At 33.9% G+C, this 16418-nt stretch carries 15 protein-coding genes; 8 read left to right on the top strand and 7 right to left on the bottom strand.

The genetic code is table 11. The features are described 5' to 3' along the window. Window positions 1-293: 293 nt before the first annotated feature. Both helD and ACFSO7_RS09640 read left to right on the top strand, forming a co-directional pair. A complete protein-coding gene (gene helD / locus ACFSO7_RS09635; protein ID WP_377877090.1) occupies window positions 294-2600 on the top strand; it encodes an RNA polymerase recycling motor HelD in 2307 nt (768 codons plus the stop codon). Window positions 2601-2874: 274 nt separating this feature from the next. Then, the gene (locus ACFSO7_RS09640) at window positions 2875-3141 is read left to right on the top strand and encodes a phage holin (protein WP_377877091.1); all 267 of its coding nucleotides are present in this window, start codon (window positions 2875-2877) and stop codon (window positions 3139-3141) included. Window positions 3142-3326: 185 nt separating this feature from the next. On the opposite strand, the gene ACFSO7_RS09645 is transcribed toward ACFSO7_RS09640, so the two are convergent. After that, complete coding sequence (locus ACFSO7_RS09645; RefSeq protein WP_377877092.1) at window positions 3327-3764, bottom strand: SRPBCC family protein; 438 nt, start codon at window positions 3762-3764, stop codon at window positions 3327-3329. Window positions 3765-4046: 282 nt separating this feature from the next. On the opposite strand from ACFSO7_RS09645, the gene ACFSO7_RS09650 reads away from it, so the two are divergent. Both ACFSO7_RS09650 and ACFSO7_RS09655 read left to right on the top strand, forming a co-directional pair. Continuing rightward, entirely contained in the window at window positions 4047-4874 is an 828-nt protein-coding gene (locus ACFSO7_RS09650; RefSeq protein WP_377877093.1) for an aminoglycoside adenylyltransferase domain-containing protein, read from the top strand. A gap of 88 nt (window positions 4875-4962) precedes the next feature. Then, on the top strand, window positions 4963-5586 hold the full coding sequence (locus tag ACFSO7_RS09655; RefSeq protein ID WP_377877094.1) for an NUDIX hydrolase: 624 nt from the start codon (window positions 4963-4965) through the stop codon (window positions 5584-5586). Between the two features lie 45 nt (window positions 5587-5631). On the opposite strand, the gene ACFSO7_RS09660 is transcribed toward ACFSO7_RS09655, so the two are convergent. Beyond that, window positions 5632-6846 (bottom strand): MFS transporter, encoded by a 1215-nt coding sequence (locus ACFSO7_RS09660; RefSeq protein WP_377877095.1) that lies wholly within the window; start codon window positions 6844-6846, stop codon window positions 5632-5634. 178 nt (window positions 6847-7024) lie between these two features. Between ACFSO7_RS09660 and ACFSO7_RS09665 the strand changes: the two genes are divergently transcribed. Beyond that, the gene (locus ACFSO7_RS09665; RefSeq protein WP_377877096.1) at window positions 7025-8740 is read left to right on the top strand and encodes an ABC transporter ATP-binding protein; all 1716 of its coding nucleotides are present in this window, start codon (window positions 7025-7027) and stop codon (window positions 8738-8740) included. Between the two features lie 70 nt (window positions 8741-8810). Here the strand turns inward: ACFSO7_RS09665 and ACFSO7_RS09670 are convergent, their stop codons facing one another. The 3 genes from ACFSO7_RS09670 to ACFSO7_RS09680 are packed head-to-tail and all read right to left on the bottom strand — an operon-like array spanning window position 8811 to window position 10243. Beyond that, window positions 8811-9512: a DUF4386 domain-containing protein gene (locus tag ACFSO7_RS09670; RefSeq protein ID WP_377877097.1), complete on the bottom strand. Its 702-nt coding sequence runs from the start codon at window positions 9510-9512 to the stop codon at window positions 8811-8813. A gap of 57 nt (window positions 9513-9569) precedes the next feature. After that, complete coding sequence (locus tag ACFSO7_RS09675) at window positions 9570-9794, bottom strand: helix-turn-helix transcriptional regulator (RefSeq protein WP_377877098.1); 225 nt, start codon at window positions 9792-9794, stop codon at window positions 9570-9572. A gap of 2 nt (window positions 9795-9796) precedes the next feature. Then, window positions 9797-10243: a hypothetical protein gene (locus ACFSO7_RS09680; protein WP_377877099.1), complete on the bottom strand. Its 447-nt coding sequence runs from the start codon at window positions 10241-10243 to the stop codon at window positions 9797-9799. Between the two features lie 245 nt (window positions 10244-10488). Between ACFSO7_RS09680 and ACFSO7_RS09685 the strand changes: the two genes are divergently transcribed. Both ACFSO7_RS09685 and ACFSO7_RS09690 read left to right on the top strand, forming a co-directional pair. Next, window positions 10489-10947 (top strand): hypothetical protein, encoded by a 459-nt coding sequence (locus ACFSO7_RS09685; protein WP_377877100.1) that lies wholly within the window; start codon window positions 10489-10491, stop codon window positions 10945-10947. A 13-nt stretch (window positions 10948-10960) separates the two neighbouring features. Beyond that, on the top strand, window positions 10961-11449 hold the full coding sequence (locus ACFSO7_RS09690; protein ID WP_377877101.1) for a hypothetical protein: 489 nt from the start codon (window positions 10961-10963) through the stop codon (window positions 11447-11449). Between the two features lie 56 nt (window positions 11450-11505). Here the strand turns inward: ACFSO7_RS09690 and ACFSO7_RS09695 are convergent, their stop codons facing one another. Further along, window positions 11506-13140, bottom strand: a complete 1635-nt coding sequence (locus tag ACFSO7_RS09695) for a PAS domain S-box protein (protein WP_377877102.1) — start codon at window positions 13138-13140, stop codon at window positions 11506-11508. 168 nt (window positions 13141-13308) lie between these two features. After that, window positions 13309-15429 (bottom strand): PBP1A family penicillin-binding protein, encoded by a 2121-nt coding sequence (locus ACFSO7_RS09700; protein WP_377877103.1) that lies wholly within the window; start codon window positions 15427-15429, stop codon window positions 13309-13311. Between the two features lie 151 nt (window positions 15430-15580). On the opposite strand from ACFSO7_RS09700, the gene ACFSO7_RS09705 reads away from it, so the two are divergent. After that, the gene (locus tag ACFSO7_RS09705; protein ID WP_377877104.1) at window positions 15581-16144 is read left to right on the top strand and encodes a phosphotransferase-like protein; all 564 of its coding nucleotides are present in this window, start codon (window positions 15581-15583) and stop codon (window positions 16142-16144) included. Window positions 16145-16418: the final 274 nt, after the last annotated feature.

The following is a 16418-nucleotide window of genomic DNA, read 5'->3' on the forward strand; positions in this document are numbered from 1 at the left end:
TTATAATCATGATAGATATCAAAAACGATTAAACGGCCTTAGCCCTATGGAATATAGAGCTAAAGCCGCTTAAATCATTTTATTATTTCCACTGTCTACTTGACAGGGGGCAGTTCACTAATGGTGGGGATTTTTAATAAAAGGCTTGATAAGTATAAATGGACATTGTAAAATAGGAAATGGTCACTTTTTGTATTTAAAAGATGATGTTAATAAATATCCTATAATAACATTATCACAAAAAGAAATGAATGTCAAACATTTTATCTTAATTTTTCTGGGAGTGTGGTTAGATGAGTAAGAGCATAGAGTGGAAACAAGAGCAACAACAAGTGAATCAATTAATTGCGGTTGTTGAACAAAAAGCGAAAATACTCAAACAAAAAAATAGCCAAGTGAATTCTGATGTAATTGAAATTAAGTCCACTTTCTGGAATGATGTTACCATCAACCTAGACGAACCAGACGATATTATTGAAACCTACTATAGTATTAAGCAACAAGCTCAATTGCTATCAGAGCGAGAAAGAACAAGAGGGTTAATAGATAAACAATTAAAGACATTAGATAAATTGAAAAATTCTCCGTATTTTGGAAGGATTGATTTTCAAGAAGAAGGTGAAAAATCCGCTGAAAAAATTTATATAGGAATTTCTTCACTAATGGATGCAACAGACGAGAACTTTCTTATTTATGATTGGCGCACCCCAATTGCAAGTATGTATTACGATTTTTCACCAGGTCCGGCAAAGTACAATACACCGGGCGGAATCTACGAAGGCGAAATAACATTAAAACGTCAATATATAATTAGAAATTCAGAATTACAAGCGATGTTCGATACAGGAGTAACGATAGGGGACGAGATGCTTCAAGAAGTGCTTGGGAATCAAGCGGATACGCAAATGAAAAGTATTGTAGCAACGATACAGAAGGAACAAAATCAAATTATTCGTAATGAAAAAGCAAAATTACTTATTGTTCAAGGAGTTGCAGGGAGTGGGAAAACGTCTGCAGCATTGCAACGTGTAGCTTATTTATTGTATCGATACAAAGGAACACTCCATTCGGAAAATATTATGCTGTTTTCACCAAACACACTGTTCAATAGTTATGTAGCAACCGTATTACCTGAATTAGGCGAAGAGAATATGAAGCAAACAACATTCCAAGAATATTTAAATAGTCGGATTGATCGTGATTTCTTTCTTGAAGATTCTTATGACCAAATGGAATATTTATTGACAGCTATAGATCAAGAGGATTATGTAACAAGACTTGCAAGTATACGTTACAAAGGAAGTATCGAATTTAAAAACCTAATTGATTCTTATGCGGAATCCCTACAGGAGAATGGAATCATTTTTCATGATATCAAGTTTCAACGAAAAACACTTATTACAAAAGAAGATATTCATCGTTATTATTATAATTTAGATTCACATATTTCGATTCCGAACAAAGTAGAATTAGTGAAAGCTTGGCTTTTAAAAGAGTTAAAAAAATGCATGAAAGCTGAGCAGTCGGAGCCATGGGTCGAAGAAGAAATTCAGTTTTTAGATAAAGAAGATTATTTAGATGCATTCAAAAAATTACAAGAGAAACAACGATTTTCTGCTAATTCATTTGACGATTATGACCGGGAACAAGCATATTTAGTTGAAATGGTCGTCATGAAGCGTTTTAAAAGAATCTTTAATTCGTTGAAAAAACTAAAGTTTGTCAATATGATAAGAATCTATAAGGAACTCTTTAAGATCGAAAATCAATCGTACCAAAGTTGGCAAGATATTAGTTCTTATACAATCGGAAGATTGAATGAAAGGTTTATAAGTTATGAAGATGCAACACCTTTCGTTTATCTTCAGGATTTAATTTTAGGAAGAAAATCCGATACTTCCATTCGACATGTATTTATTGATGAGGCACAGGACTACTCACCTTTTCAATTTGCATTTATAAAACAGCTTTTTCCCTATAGCAAAGTAACATTGCTTGGAGATATCAATCAAGCGATTTATTCGGGAGTAACCCAATCGGAAACAGTTTTATCAAGTTCAGACGATGGGGAAGAGACAGAAACCATTGTCCTTACTAAAACTTACCGTTCAACAAAGGAAATCGTTGAATTTACAAAGGGATTAATTGAAAATGGCGAATTGATTGAGCCTTTTAATCGTGAAGGGAGTAAGCCGACTTTTAAAATCGTTCCGGACAACTTTGAATTAGAAAAGGAAATGATTAAAAAAGTTCATGAGCTCCAACAAATGGGTCATAAAACAATAGCCATCATATGTAAAACGGCGAAAGAAAGCAAAATGGCCTATGATTCATTGCAAAACGAGTTCTCTGTTCGTTTGATTGAAAAGGGGACTCTAAATTATGAAGAAGGCACGTTAATCATCCCTGCTTATTTAGCTAAAGGGATTGAATTTGATTCCGTGGTTATTTATGATGCAGCACAATATACAAGAGAAGAAGACAAAAAACTATTCTATACTTCTTGTACAAGGGCGATGCATGAATTACATTTATTTGCAATTGATAAGTCATGCCCATTGCTTGAACGTATTAAGAAGGGGACATATGAACTAATGTGAGGTAATGAATTATTCAAAGTCAAAAACCCCCAGGCGACCGTCACGATGAGCAGCGCCAAGAGGTTAAGTAGTTGGCATAATTACCAACTTATAAATAGTATACCTTTTTTCTCCAAAGGATTAAAGAGTAGAAAAGATAAAAACAGCTGCCAATGGTTAGCTGTTTTTATTTTGGCAGCACTATAGAAATTTACATTTAAATGTTAGGGCAATAGCGGACAACCATTTTGTTTTCAAGCATAGAATAATATAAAAGGGAATTGGAGGGTTAAAAGTGATCAATTGGAAAGTTCGTTTGAAAAATAAAGGCTGGGTAATGGCTTTTGCATCACAAATTATCATCATGGTGCAAATTATTTTGGCTACCTTAAATTCTTATGGAGTAGTAGATTTTCAAATAACGGATCAAATCAAAGGTGAAATTCTCACTTTAATTAATAGTGCATTCATTATTCTTTCGATGTTAGGTGTTGTGCAAGACCCTACAACAAAAGGTCTTGGAGACAGCAAGAGAGCTTTAGATTACGAAGAACCGCAATAAAAATTTATTTTGGCAATTTGCTGGAGGCAGGGGGCATTGTGGGAACCTCTGCTTATTTTTTTGTAATAGGAAAAATGTGAAATATGCGACTAGCCCCTTAAGGTACTGCCATTTATTTGGTTGTGAAAAGTTAATGTCTTATCCCAAAAGGAAGGAAAAAACTGAAGCAGTGCTTTTATGTTCTCTTAAGATTCGAGGGCACGTTTTATATTTATTAAACGATCACTTTCTTCTTGTATTATGATTTTGGTGATGAACGGTTTGGTGATGAACATGATGATCCCACTTGTTTTTATTTCGCATTGAAAATTAACTAAGGTCCCGTTAGGAATTTCGCTTAGGTGATAATGATAAGTTACTTTTAAACCATTTGCTTCACTTGTTGCGGAAAACGCTTTTAAAGAGGTATATTCTATAACTTCAATAGTCGCCTCTGTATTTCTGCCTCTTATGATTTTCGTTTCTTTAAATTTGGTACCTATCTCAATGGGACCTTCAGTAAGTTTCTCAACTGACAGGATATCCTCATTCATCTTAGACCCATTTCTTAAATCTGAAATAAATTCAAATACTTCTAGTTTCGGAACGTTTATCATAATTTTGTCTGTAAATGCTGGTTTCATAAAAATCTCCTCTAAGTAAATTTTAATTAAGCATCCATTTTGATTATAGCATTGCTAGGATTGATTGTAGATAGGTTCGATTCTTTGTAGAATTCGTAATGCTATAAAAATAATAAATGGCAACTTTCAATAAGAACTACTTTGCCTAATCCTATCGTTAAATCCTCATTCTTGTAACAAAAATTTAATTCGAAAATCAACTGTAATTATATGTTAATATAGAAAAATAGAGCAAATATAGCAAACTTAAACGAACAAGATTTATTCATAAAGAGGTGTAGCATGAACCAAATACCAAGTAATGTTCAAACAATTATAAATGATTATATTCGCCTTTTCGATGAACATCTACCAAATGCACTTGAAGGATTGTATCTTCACGGTTCGATTGCTTTAAATGCTTATGAGGGTGAGTCAAGTGATATTGACTTTATTGCGGTTACAAATAGACGACTAACTGAATATGATTTTGAAAACTTATCTATTATCCATAAAAAGATAGAAATTAAATATAAATCAGAGATGGATGGGGTCTATATCCTTTGGGATGATATAGGAAAATTACATTCTATAAACTCAGTTGAACATTTTCTATTTTATAACGATAACGAATTAAGCTATGGACCTTATTTTAATTTTAACCCAATCACTTGGTTTCTTTTGAAAAACAAAGGGATTAATGTGCTTGGGCCAATGCCTTCAACCTTTCAATACAGTGACAAATCACTGGATATCGTCTCTTATGTAAAAGAAAATATGAATACATATTGGGCAAGTAGAATCACATGGATAGAAAATTCGTATGAGGAACTAATTAAACTTCCTTCTTCCCAAATAGAGGTCGAAATTGAATGGTCTGTATTAGGGATATTACGACAATTTTACACACTTAAGGAAAATGAAATTATTTCTAAAATTAACGCAGGAGAATATGGTTTGCTTCATACGACTGCAGAATCACATAACATCATAAAAGAAGCAATACTAATCCGAAAAGGTGAAAAGAAAACTTTATTCCATTCAAATGAAGAACGCATTCAATCTTTTATAAGATTTTCAAAGAATCTCATAGAATATTGTAACAAGCATTTTTCAGTAAGATTAGAATAGATATGTCTATTAACTTATTATCAATACATAAGTACTATGATTTTAGCTGTCAAAAGGGGTAGCTTTTTATAATAGGGAGCTGAGGAATTTGGAAGATGAGATGCTTAGAATATACGATGAACAAGGAAATCCACTTGGCGAAGCTACACGTGAAGAAGTACATAAATTAGGGCATTGGCATAAAACCTTTCATTGTTGGTTGATAAGTAGGGAAGAAGGAATAGATTACATCTATTTTCAAAAACGGAGTTCATCAAAAAAGGATTATCCTAATCTACTAGACATAACAGCAGCTGGTCATATTTTGTCTCATGAAACCGTTGACGATGGAATAAGGGAAGTAAAGGAAGAATTAGGAATTGACCTATCAATGGAAGAACTTATTCCACTTGGTGTCATCAAGTACTCTGTTAGTCAAGGAGAACTAATTGATAAAGAATTAGCTCATAATTTTCTTCTTGATTATAAACTGGGGATGAATGATTTTAAACCGCAAAAAGAAGAAGTGTCTGGGATTGTAAAAGCACAGTTTACTCATTTTTCTGATCTTTATCTAAACGGTGTTTCTGAAATAAAAGTTGTTGGTTTTGAAATAAATGAAGAAGGAGAAAATATCCAAATTAATAAATATGTAACTAAAAGTGAATTTGTTGCTCATGAACATTCTTATTACGAGGAAGTAATTAAATTAATTGATTCGTATATAAAATGATACATAAAAGATGGCTACTCACGGTGGGAGAGTAGCCATTTTCTCCTACGATAATTGTTTAACCACTTTTGGATGACGCTGCATCGAAACAAATAATACTAATGCACTTAATAACAAGATCGAACTAGTCGTAAAAAATACGGAAGATATTCCGAAATAACCAGCAATCATTCCGCCCATCATAGGACCAATGACATTCCCTAAAAAAGTTAAGCTTGTATTGTAACCTAAAACTTCACCCTGCATCGTGATAGGAGCAGCTTGGCGAATATAAGCAACACGAAGAGGAATGAGTCCACCTAATGAAATGCCAAGTGCAAAACGGATGAACATTAATTGCCAAATATTATTAACAAATGCTCCAGGAAGATAGACGATCCCTCCTACAAGGAGAAGAATGATGAGTACTTTAATATAGCCAAATCGGTCTGCAATGTCTCCCCATTTTCTAGTCATCATTAAGTTTCCAGCCCCAGCAGCCGAAAAAACGATACCTGAAAACAATGCAATATTTTCTGGTCCATGTAACTCTTTCACATAAAGTGAAAGAATCGGTTGAATACTGAAGTGGGCAATTTGAATAAATGTTGAAATGATTAAAACCGTCAACAAAATTGGATTTTTGAAAATATGAAGTAAAACTTCTTTTCGCGAATACATTAACTTTGTATCTTTTTTCATATCAATTCTGAATTCCTTCGTCGTCATGACAAGGATAGCTGATATAAAAATCGTGACAGATGTCCATTGGAAAGTAGTTGAATACCCAAAATGATCAGCAAGAACCCCGCCAAGTAATGGTCCTAGCAACGAACCGGTTATATTTCCTGTTTGTAAAGTACCTAGTACGCGTCCGGCGATTTCTTTCGGTGTTTGGGTGGAAATATAGGCTTGTGACATGGAAATAAATCCAGCGAATATACCCATAAACAATCGTAGGGTAAATAACTGAGGAACAGATGTTACAAATCCCATTAAAAAGATGGAGAAAGCCATTCCTAAACCAGAAAAGATAAGGATTTTTTTCCTACCGATTCGATCACCTAGTCTTCCCCATATCGGAGAGAATAGAAATGCTGTCACAAATGTAATTCCGAATGTTAATCCTGACCAATGTTGTACATAACTTTCTGTATAATTTCCTAGTGTTCCAATGTACAAAGAAATAAAGGGCAGAACCATCGTCATACTTCCGGCAATGAAGAAATTAGCGAACCACATAATCAGTAGGTTTCTCTTTGCCATTTGATGTGAATTCATTTTGATAACACTTCTTTCGCTTTTTTAATATTTCGATTACCTAAATATAATATTACCGAAATTTCACTCTGAAATAAATACTTATTTCCAAAGTGTTGTAATAAAATTCTGAATCCTTGAAAAATTTTCCTTACAAGCCTATAATCCTATTATATTTAAAGAGAAAAGGAGAGCATCTATGATTCGACGTTTTTTTACTTATTATTTACCTCATAAAAAGTTATTCATGCTTGATTTCAGTAGTGCTGTTGTGGTTGCAGTATTGGAATTAGCCTTTCCACTAGCGGTTTCATGGTTTATTGATTCTTTATTGCCTAGCGGAAATTGGTCGATGATTGTTTCAGTAAGTATTGGTTTATTGCTTTTATATGTGATGAGCATGTTTCTTCAATTTATAGTCAATTATTTAGGGCATAAATTAGGGATTAACATTGAAACAGATATGAGGCAGCAGCTTTTCCAACATGTCCAGAAACAATCATTTAGATTTTTTGATAATACAAAAACAGGACATATTATGAGTCGTATCACCAATGACTTGTTTGATCTTGGAGAGTTAGCTCATCATGGTCCAGAAGATTTGTTTATATCTGTCATGACTTTTGTTGGAGCATTTTGGATTATGTTAACGATTAACGTGAAACTAGCATTCGTCACGATAATAATCGTTCCATTTTTAATTTGGTTAATTACCGTTTGCAATTTTAAAATGAACAAAGCTTGGGATCGGATGTATGGGAATATTGCTGATGTAAATGCACGTGTCGAAGACAGTGTTTCGGGCATAAGAGTAGTACAATCCTTTACGAATGAAGAATTTGAGATTTCTAGATTTAAAACAAATAATCAAAAATTTCGTCAGGCAAAGCTTTCAGCCTATAAAGTGATGTCATTTAGTTTGTCAGGAATTTTTATGATGACAAGACTGATGATTTTGGTTGTTCTAGTTTATGGTGCTTGGTTAAGCTTTACCAATCAAATGTCATACGGAGAATTAGTCGGATTTATACTGTACACCAATGTTTTATTTAAACCGATAGATAAAATTAGTGCACTAATGGAGCTTTATCCGAAAGGAATGGCTGGATTTAAAAGATTTACAGAACTAATTGATACGGAACCTGAAGTGGAGGATGTAAAGGATGCTGTTGAAATATCTTCTTTAAAAGGGGATATTATTTTTAAAGATGTAAGCTTCAGTTATGATGATACAAAGCCTGTTTTAAAAGGAATTGATTTGCATATCCCTGCTGGGGAAACAGTTGCTTTTGTAGGACCATCAGGTGCAGGGAAAACAACGATTTGCTCGCTGATTCCGAGATTTTATGATGTAAATGAAGGGTTTATTTCCATTGATGGCATTGATATTCGGCAAATGACGAAAAACTCTCTCCGTTCGCAAATTGGGATTGTCCAGCAAGATGTATTCTTATTTACAGGGACTTTACGAGAAAATATTGCCTATGGAATGTTAAGTGCAACGAATGAACAAATTTTCAAAGCGGCCAAAAGGGCTCATTTGGAAGATTTCATAGCCTCCTTACCAGAAGGCTATGAAACACAAATAGGGGAGAGGGGATTGAAGCTATCTGGTGGTCAGAAGCAACGACTTGCTATTGCTAGAATGTTTTTAAAGAATCCTCCAATCTTAATTTTGGATGAAGCTACTTCGGCATTGGATACAGAAACTGAATCGATTATTCAAGCTGCATTAACAGAGCTTGCAAAAAATCGGACTACACTTGTCATTGCCCATCGTTTAGCAACGATTCGCAATGCTGATCGTATTGTTGTTGTCACCGAGGATGGGATCGCAGAAGAAGGTCGTCATGACGAACTCATTGAGCAAGGTGGAATTTTTGCCAACCTACACAGGGTACAGTATCAGAAGTAAAGGTAAAAAAGAAAACGCTTATAAGCGTTTTCTTTTTTACTTTATGAACATGAAGTTGATATCGAAACGATTACTTTTTTACAGACAGAGAAGCTAAAGCAGATTCGTTAAATCCTTTAACAATAAGCCATACGGCTAAAATCATTTCATTAGCTGCAATTGGAAGTGCAAAAATAGCACCCAAACCAGAAATTTGTTGAACAACATCGAACATAACTAATAAGGCACAAATAAATACGAGAATTGCTCCTGACATTCCCAGAATGGATATAAACCTCGGTACGAGCTTGGATTTATAAAATATATAACTGTACATTATCGTATTAATACCCAACATAAATAGGGGGCCAAGCATAAATGTCCAGTCGTGTATAGCTATTAATATTATACCCGAAGTATGATATGAGGCGATATCTGGGGCTCCTGCTGCTACAAATTCTCGGCTTAAAGTCAGAAGGGACAGTACGCTGATCACACCAACCGTAATGATAATCGCTTCAAGAAACCTGAAGCAAACATGCCAAAGAGCTATGGTTTCATTATATTTTCTTAAAATTGGAAACATGGTAGTTGCTGTACCTACTGCTGAAACAACTAGAATTAACTCCATAAGTGCTCCTAATATCACTTGATTGGCGTGTTCGGAACCTTTGATCAGGTAATTAGGATCCTTTAGGATGGGATCGTATAAAAGAAGTCCGATTATCGCAGTAACGGCTGCAAGAATAAACAGTACTCCCACAATTTTTTCTGCTTTTTTGTTTGAATTCATTTTCATCTCCGCCTTTTAATAAATTCATAAACGGTAAAGCGTAAACAATCCTAGTACTCAGAGTTGGGTATTGTCTCCATAAAAGAATACCTCTTCCAATGGTAAGTTAAAGGCGTGTGCAATGCGAAAAGCCAGTTCTAGAGATGGGGAGTAGTTTCCCTTTTCAAGAGCCACGATTGTTTGTCTTGTTACACCCACCTTGTCAGCTAATTGCTGCTGGGTCATTTCATCATGGTTGAATCGTAATTTACGGATGTGATTGCCGACAAGATTTTTACCCACTCTTACACTCCTCTCCGATAGTGATAAAATTTCGTAATAGAACCAGTCACATCGGAAATGAATCCTGAAGTGATCAGAACAATGAACATCATCTGTGAAGGCTGATAGATTATTAGTGATCCCATTGCTAGGATAAAGCCGATAATAAACACGAAAAATGAATTTCGGAATGCCTTCAATTCAATTAGTTTATCTAGTTCATCCGCAAATTTAGGTTCTTTTTCTCTAGTCATGATTCTAAAGATGATGTTAAAAATAATGCTGATAATAATGTGAGAAACAATTGAAACCAAAGTCAAGATGAGGACGAAGGTACCCCAAAAACGAAAGGTTTCCATTGATTCTAGACCCCCTTCAGGGAACCTTGGGTACATATACAACCAATAAGATCCAAAAATAACTATGGCGCTAATCAACGAAACAATGCTCTTCTTTTCTTGATAAGTCATTGTTTACACCCCCTGTATATTTTGTTTTACACTAGGTAAAGTTTTATATACTTAATGTAATATAAATTTTACATTAAGTCAACTATAGATTACGTAAAAAAGACCGGACATCACCTATAAAGGAAGAGTTCCGGTCAATCATTAGCAATAATTATTCATTGTCAATACAGTATTACTGAAATAGAAAAGGTAAATACTATTGTAAAAGGAAAAGAATAAATACTATTATTTCATGAGGAGATATTATGATAATAACTTTTTATTTATTGAATAGTTGGATCATGGTAGCCCTCATTTTATTTTATCAAAAAAGATCAAAAACATTAGTACGTGATACCTTCTTTCTATTGCTTTTAAGTGTACTTATCAATTCGCATTTCTATCTTGGGATACTCGAAACATTGGAATTGATTAAGACAACTACAAACGCTAAATTGTACGTTTCTTTTCTGTTATATCGGAGTTTAATTGTACCTTTTTTCATTACCTATTGTTTGAACATATTTTATGAGACACAATGGAAAATAGTTGCCCTTGCAGTTTTCATCGCTATTACTCTTTCTTTAGAGAAATTAGGATCACATTTAAAGTTGTATCAATTTATCAAATGGAATATTTTTTATTCGGGGATTTATTATCTTTTTATTTTTATCTTATTGGCTATTTTACTTAAATGGTTTAAGAAGCTTGAAAATATTAGTTGATGGTGGTAAATCAATGAAATTTGTTGAAAATAGTTTCGGATTAAATGATTATTTTATCCTTATTTTAATAGTCGTATTATGGGCAATCTATTTTCTATTGCCTATTAAATTTTCGAAACAAGTATCAATTCTAATTGGACTATATTGTATAACCGTTTCAAGTGTTTTAGATAATACGTTCGGGGCACTTGCATTCGACTATTATGACATCATGGATGGTCCTGACTATACTATTATGGATATAGCAGTCTATCTCATTTATCCACCATTCGGATTGTTCTTTATTTACTTATTTGAAAAATTACGTATTTCACGAAAAACCTATCTTCCCTTTATTTTTGTTTGTTCATTATTTTCGCTTGGGTTTGAATGGTTTTCCCACTTAATGAATGTGTTTGAGTATAAAAATGGATATGGTATTCGATATTCCTTGTTTATCTATATCATTGTTCAATCCTTATTTATTGCATTTTATAAAAAAATACGAAAATTACCAATATAATTGAAATTTTTAAGATAACAAAAAATGCCAAGATATTCGTCTATGGCATTTTTACTTTAATTATGATGTTTTTTTGGTAATTCAATATGAACCGTTGTACCTTTATTTGGCTCGCTATCGAAATGGATCAATCCATTATGTGCTTGGACGATTTTAAAGCTTACTGTTAAACCTAAACCTGTTCCTTTTTCTTTTGAGGAGTAGAAGGGTTCTCCCATTTTTTCTAAACGCTCTTTTGATATTCCACAACCATTGTCGTGGATTGTGATGGAAATATCATTATTTATATTCAGTTCTAAACGAATAGAAACCGTACCACCTTTATCATAAGCTTCAATCGAATTTTTGATGATATTGATAAACAATTGCTTTAATTGATTAGCCTCACATTCCATCCAAATTTCCTTTTCTGAAGAGATGAAATCAATTTGCACATTGTGTAAACTTGCCTCTGTATTTAATAATGAAATCACATCAAATAAAAGTTTATGGATGTCAGCTTTTGAAAATGTCATTTCTTGTGGTTTAGCTAACATGAGTAGTTCTCCAACAATATGATTAATTCGATTCAATTCATCTAACATGATTTGATAATAGAATTGATGTTTCTTATCCTCCATTTGTAAAAGCTGGACAAAGCCTTTAAGTGATGTTAGAGGATTTCTAATTTCATGGGCGACACTGGCAGATAGCTCGCCCACTACAGAGAGTTTTTCTGTTCTTCTTAATCGCTCTTCCGCTTGCCTTAAACTTGACACATCCTTCCCATAGCCGATGACACCAGTAACATTTCCATCGACAATGATAGGGAGAGCATTGCAATAAAGGGTTATCAAGTTCCCGTTTTTATGTTTTATCTCAACTTCATATATTTGCGGTAATTGACTCTCAATTACATTGTCAATATAATCTTTTAGGGGTTCACGATATTTTTCTTCTACGATGTTCAGAACAGAACATCCGATGAAATCATTAATTTTGTGACCAGTAAGTACTTCAAATTGTGGATTTAAGTTAGTGATTTTTCCGTTTAAATCAAAAATATAAACGATATCAGGACTATATTCAAAAAGTGAATTATATTGCTGTCTACTTTCCTCTAATAGTTTTTCAACGATTTTTCTTTCGGTTATATCTCTTCCGATGATCACTAATCCTTGACGACTCCCATCAGGATTGAAGAGGGGAACTTTAATGGTATCGAACGTTTTTTTTGTACCATCTGGTAAAGGAATGACCTCTTCCACTCGACTAATTCCCCTTTGATTCCATGCTTCCTCATCTGAAACCTCACAATATCGAAGAGCATCTGAATAAAAGGATGTATACTCTGCTAGTTCAGAATCCTTTTTCCCTCTATAGTCAACATGATCGATTTGAAAAAGCTTTAAGCCAAATTCATTGGCTTCAATCCATCTTCCTTCGCCATCCTTAAAGTTGACAAAGTCTACCATCGAATTAATCAAGGTAGATAGTCTTTTTTCATCCTCTTTAGTGGCGTTCAATTCGTCAGTTTTGATGATGAAAAAATAAAAAAAGCCACCTGACACAAAAACGTAGACAATTTCTTTAAAACGCTCGACAAAATGAATATAATCATTGGAGATTAATTCCTCAAGTAAATAATTTGTACCATAAATCCAAATGAAACTTGCGATAAAATAAAAGAATAAAAGCTTTTTTTTCCTCATATTTAAAGTAAACTCCTGTTCTGAAGGGAGGATAATATGTAAATATTATACTACATGAGTAATGCTATTTTTGGAACGTTTGAACCGAAAATAGAGAACATGTATTTTAAGGAAGAAAATTTAACAGCAAAGAAACATCCCATTATAAATGAAGGGATGTTTCAAAAGCTATTCGATCTCTTTATTCGGCTTTTTCACCTTTTGAATGAGCTCATCGATCGTTTTACCTAAATCATACATCATTTTATCGAAGGATTCTTTCCATTTAGGTGATTCTTCTTTGATTTTATCCTCTAAAATGCTTGTGTTTTTTTTCAGTTCTTTTTTAAATTTGGCAACCTGATCTTCTAAGGCTTTTTGAGATTTGTCCATCTGCTCATCATCATTAAGTCTCTCTTTTATGGAAGCCACTTCAAACTTTTCAGTTTTCAGAAAGGGCTTTGATTGTTCCATGATTGCCCTAAATATAGGCACAACATTTTCTGAGCTACTATTTGGAAGGTAATGTTCCTGATCCGTTTTATCATAGCCAAGCCAAATCGCACCGACTAAGTTTGGTGTATACCCGACAAACCATTGATCCTTTGTTCCGTTTATATTCTCGTAAGGGAGCTGAGTCGAGCCAGTTTTTCCAGCTATTTGCAAACCAGAAATCCGAGTACCTTTTCCAGTTCCAGATTCAACAACATTTAATAGCATGGAAGTCATTTCCTTTGTGACTGCTTTTGAAGTTACTTTAACGGTCTTTGTCTTATGCTCTGCAATAACGTCACCAGTTGGACCAATGATTTTAGTAATAAGATGGCTATCACGACGTTTTCCACCGTTTGGAAATGTGGAGTAGCTTTCAGCTAATTGAAGTGGTGAGATACCATGATGCATCCCACCTAGAGCTAGCGCCAGATTTTCATCTTCTTTTTCTATCGGAATACCAAAACGTTTAGCTGAATCGATTCCTTTTTTTAAACCAATTTGGTCAAGAAGCCACACAGTTGGAATATTAAGCGATTTTTCAAGTGCTGCATACATTGTGACTTCACCCTCGTACTGTTTTGAAAAATTTTCAGGTTTGTATTCTCCAAACGTGGTAGGTTCATCGACAAGCAAAGAAGTTGGATCGTAGCCTTCTTCTAAAGCAGGTGTATATACGGCGAGTGGCTTCATCGTCGAACCAGGCTGAGCCTTTAAATGGGTTGCTCGGTTAAATCCACGAAATACGTTATCGCCTCGACCGCCAATAAGAGCAAGAACTCCACCAGTTTCAGGATTTAATAATACAGAACCACTTTGGACTATTTCTCCTGATCTTCCTCTTGGGAAAAGGGAGTCTCGCTTATAAACTTTTTCAAGAGAAGTTTGCAAATTTTGGTCCATTTCCGTATAAATCCGATAGCCCCTTGTTAATATGTCTTCTTGTGTTAAGCCGTAAGTGTGAATCGCTTCATCTAGGACGGCATCAACATAATATGGATATTTTCTATCGATAAAGCTGCCGCCTCCATCCTCCAATTTGATTTTTTCAGCTTTGGCTTTCTTATAATCTTCAGTTGTAATCATATGATGTTCCTTCATTTTATCTAATACCATATTTCTGCGGTTCATTGCTCGATCATAGTGTTTGTAAGGGTCAAGAGCACTAGGAGCTTGCAAAAGAGCGGCAAGAGTTGCTGCCTCACTGATCGATATATCGTTAATATCTTTATTAAAGTATTTTTTTGAAGCTTGACTGATTCCCCATGATCCACTACCAAAATACACTTGGTTCAAATACATTTGTAATATTTCATCTTTTTTGTAGACCTTTTCAATTTTAATAGCTAAAAATAGTTCCTCTACTTTACGTGTATACGTTTTTTCGCGTGAAAGGAGGGCATTTTTCGTTAGCTGTTGGGTAATCGTGCTCCCACCACCTGTAATACTTCCCGAAAGTAGATTATGAAAAAATGCTCGGGCAATTCCTTTTATATCAAATCCACGATGCTCACGAAAACGTTCATCTTCAATAGCAATAACAGCATCTGAAACATGTTTAGGTAACTTTTCAATTGTTACACCTTCCGTTCGATTTGTTAAAACATTGCTAGCAATCTTACCATTTTTATCATAAATAACTGTTGGTTGACTAAGTCCTTCCTTCAATGAAGAAATATTGACTCGACTAGCAGTCCAAACAAAATAGAGTAAGATGAGTAAAAATATCGTTAAAAATAATAACATGATGAACTGTGTAATATGTTTCTTTTTCCAAAAACGTCCAATCGCTTCCCAAACTGGCTGCAATCGTTCCATACTATCTCCTAGCTTTCTTTAAGGATTATCGTCCTACTTATTATAGATGATTTAAAGACAAGAGGGGAAATGGAATGAGTTAATTATTGAAGGAATCAGGAGGTTTTTGTCGAAATATAAAAGAGAAATGATAGCAAATTGGAGGATTCATGTGGAAAAAGGTAAAATTGTATTCTTAAATGGAGTGTCTAGTTCTGGAAAATCAACTTTGTCAAAGGAATTGCTAAAGAAGCTTCCAAATTATTTTCATTATAGTATAGATGATTTTGATATGGTGATTGAAAGAATGGAAGATCGAGAAAACGAACGTCTAATACCTGTACCTACAGAGTATTTCTTTCATCGAACAATAGCGATGTTTTCCGAAAAAGGGGTTAATTTGATTATTGATCAAATTCTTCATGATGAAGTTACCATAAACGATTGTTATGAAATCTTATCAGATTACCCGATTCTTTTTATTGGGGTTCATTGCCCCGAAGAAGAATTAGAACGTAGAGAAATATTAAGAGGTGATCGGACAATTGGGCAAGCAAAAAGACAGCTTAGTTTTGTCCACCAACAAAATGAGCAGTATGATTTAGAAATAAACACTTTCCTTGATAGGTCAGAGATGTCTGTTGAAAAAATTATTCAAAAACTAAATAGCAAAGATGAATTTACTGGTTGGAAAAGAACGATTGAAAATAAAAAAAGTAATGAAAGAGTTAACTAATATAATTTTTATTCGTTAAAGCAAAAGTCTGGACAATCCGGACTTTTTTAATTGGAAATAATTAGTTTCTACTTCAAAAATATAAACTACATGACGATATAAAAATAAGACATATTTCGACAACATCTTAGGGAGAGAGCGCAATGTCACTTAAAATGAAAATCATGAGTTTCTTTGGTGTATTCTCATTATTAATTATCATAACTATTTCGACAGTTTTATTTTTTACTAAAACAAACGTAAATAATGATATTCAAGAAGAATCAATCTCGAT

Source organism: Bacillus sp. CGMCC 1.16607 (assembly GCF_042683745.1).
Taxonomy (GTDB): domain Bacteria; phylum Bacillota; class Bacilli; order Bacillales; family Cytobacillaceae; genus Pseudoneobacillus.

Coding starts and splice junctions, on each gene's coding strand:
- ACFSO7_RS09645 (WP_377877092.1), bottom strand. CDS start 3,764: ATGAAACCAGCATTTACAGACAAAATTATGATAAACGTTCCGAAACTA.
- ACFSO7_RS09695 (WP_377877102.1), bottom strand. CDS start 13,140: ATGAGGAAAAAAAAGCTTTTATTCTTTTATTTTATCGCAAGTTTCATT.
- ACFSO7_RS09680 (WP_377877099.1), bottom strand. CDS start 10,243: ATGACTTATCAAGAAAAGAAGAGCATTGTTTCGTTGATTAGCGCCATA.
- ACFSO7_RS09660 (WP_377877095.1), bottom strand. CDS start 6,846: ATGAATTCACATCAAATGGCAAAGAGAAACCTACTGATTATGTGGTTC.
- helD (WP_377877090.1), top strand. CDS start 294: ATGAGTAAGAGCATAGAGTGGAAACAAGAGCAACAACAAGTGAATCAA.
- ACFSO7_RS09690 (WP_377877101.1), top strand. CDS start 10,961: ATGAAATTTGTTGAAAATAGTTTCGGATTAAATGATTATTTTATCCTT.
- ACFSO7_RS09670 (WP_377877097.1), bottom strand. CDS start 9,512: ATGAATTCAAACAAAAAAGCAGAAAAAATTGTGGGAGTACTGTTTATT.
- ACFSO7_RS09665 (WP_377877096.1), top strand. CDS start 7,025: ATGATTCGACGTTTTTTTACTTATTATTTACCTCATAAAAAGTTATTC.
- ACFSO7_RS09685 (WP_377877100.1), top strand. CDS start 10,489: ATGATAATAACTTTTTATTTATTGAATAGTTGGATCATGGTAGCCCTC.
- ACFSO7_RS09700 (WP_377877103.1), bottom strand. CDS start 15,429: ATGGAACGATTGCAGCCAGTTTGGGAAGCGATTGGACGTTTTTGGAAA.
- ACFSO7_RS09650 (WP_377877093.1), top strand. CDS start 4,047: ATGAACCAAATACCAAGTAATGTTCAAACAATTATAAATGATTATATT.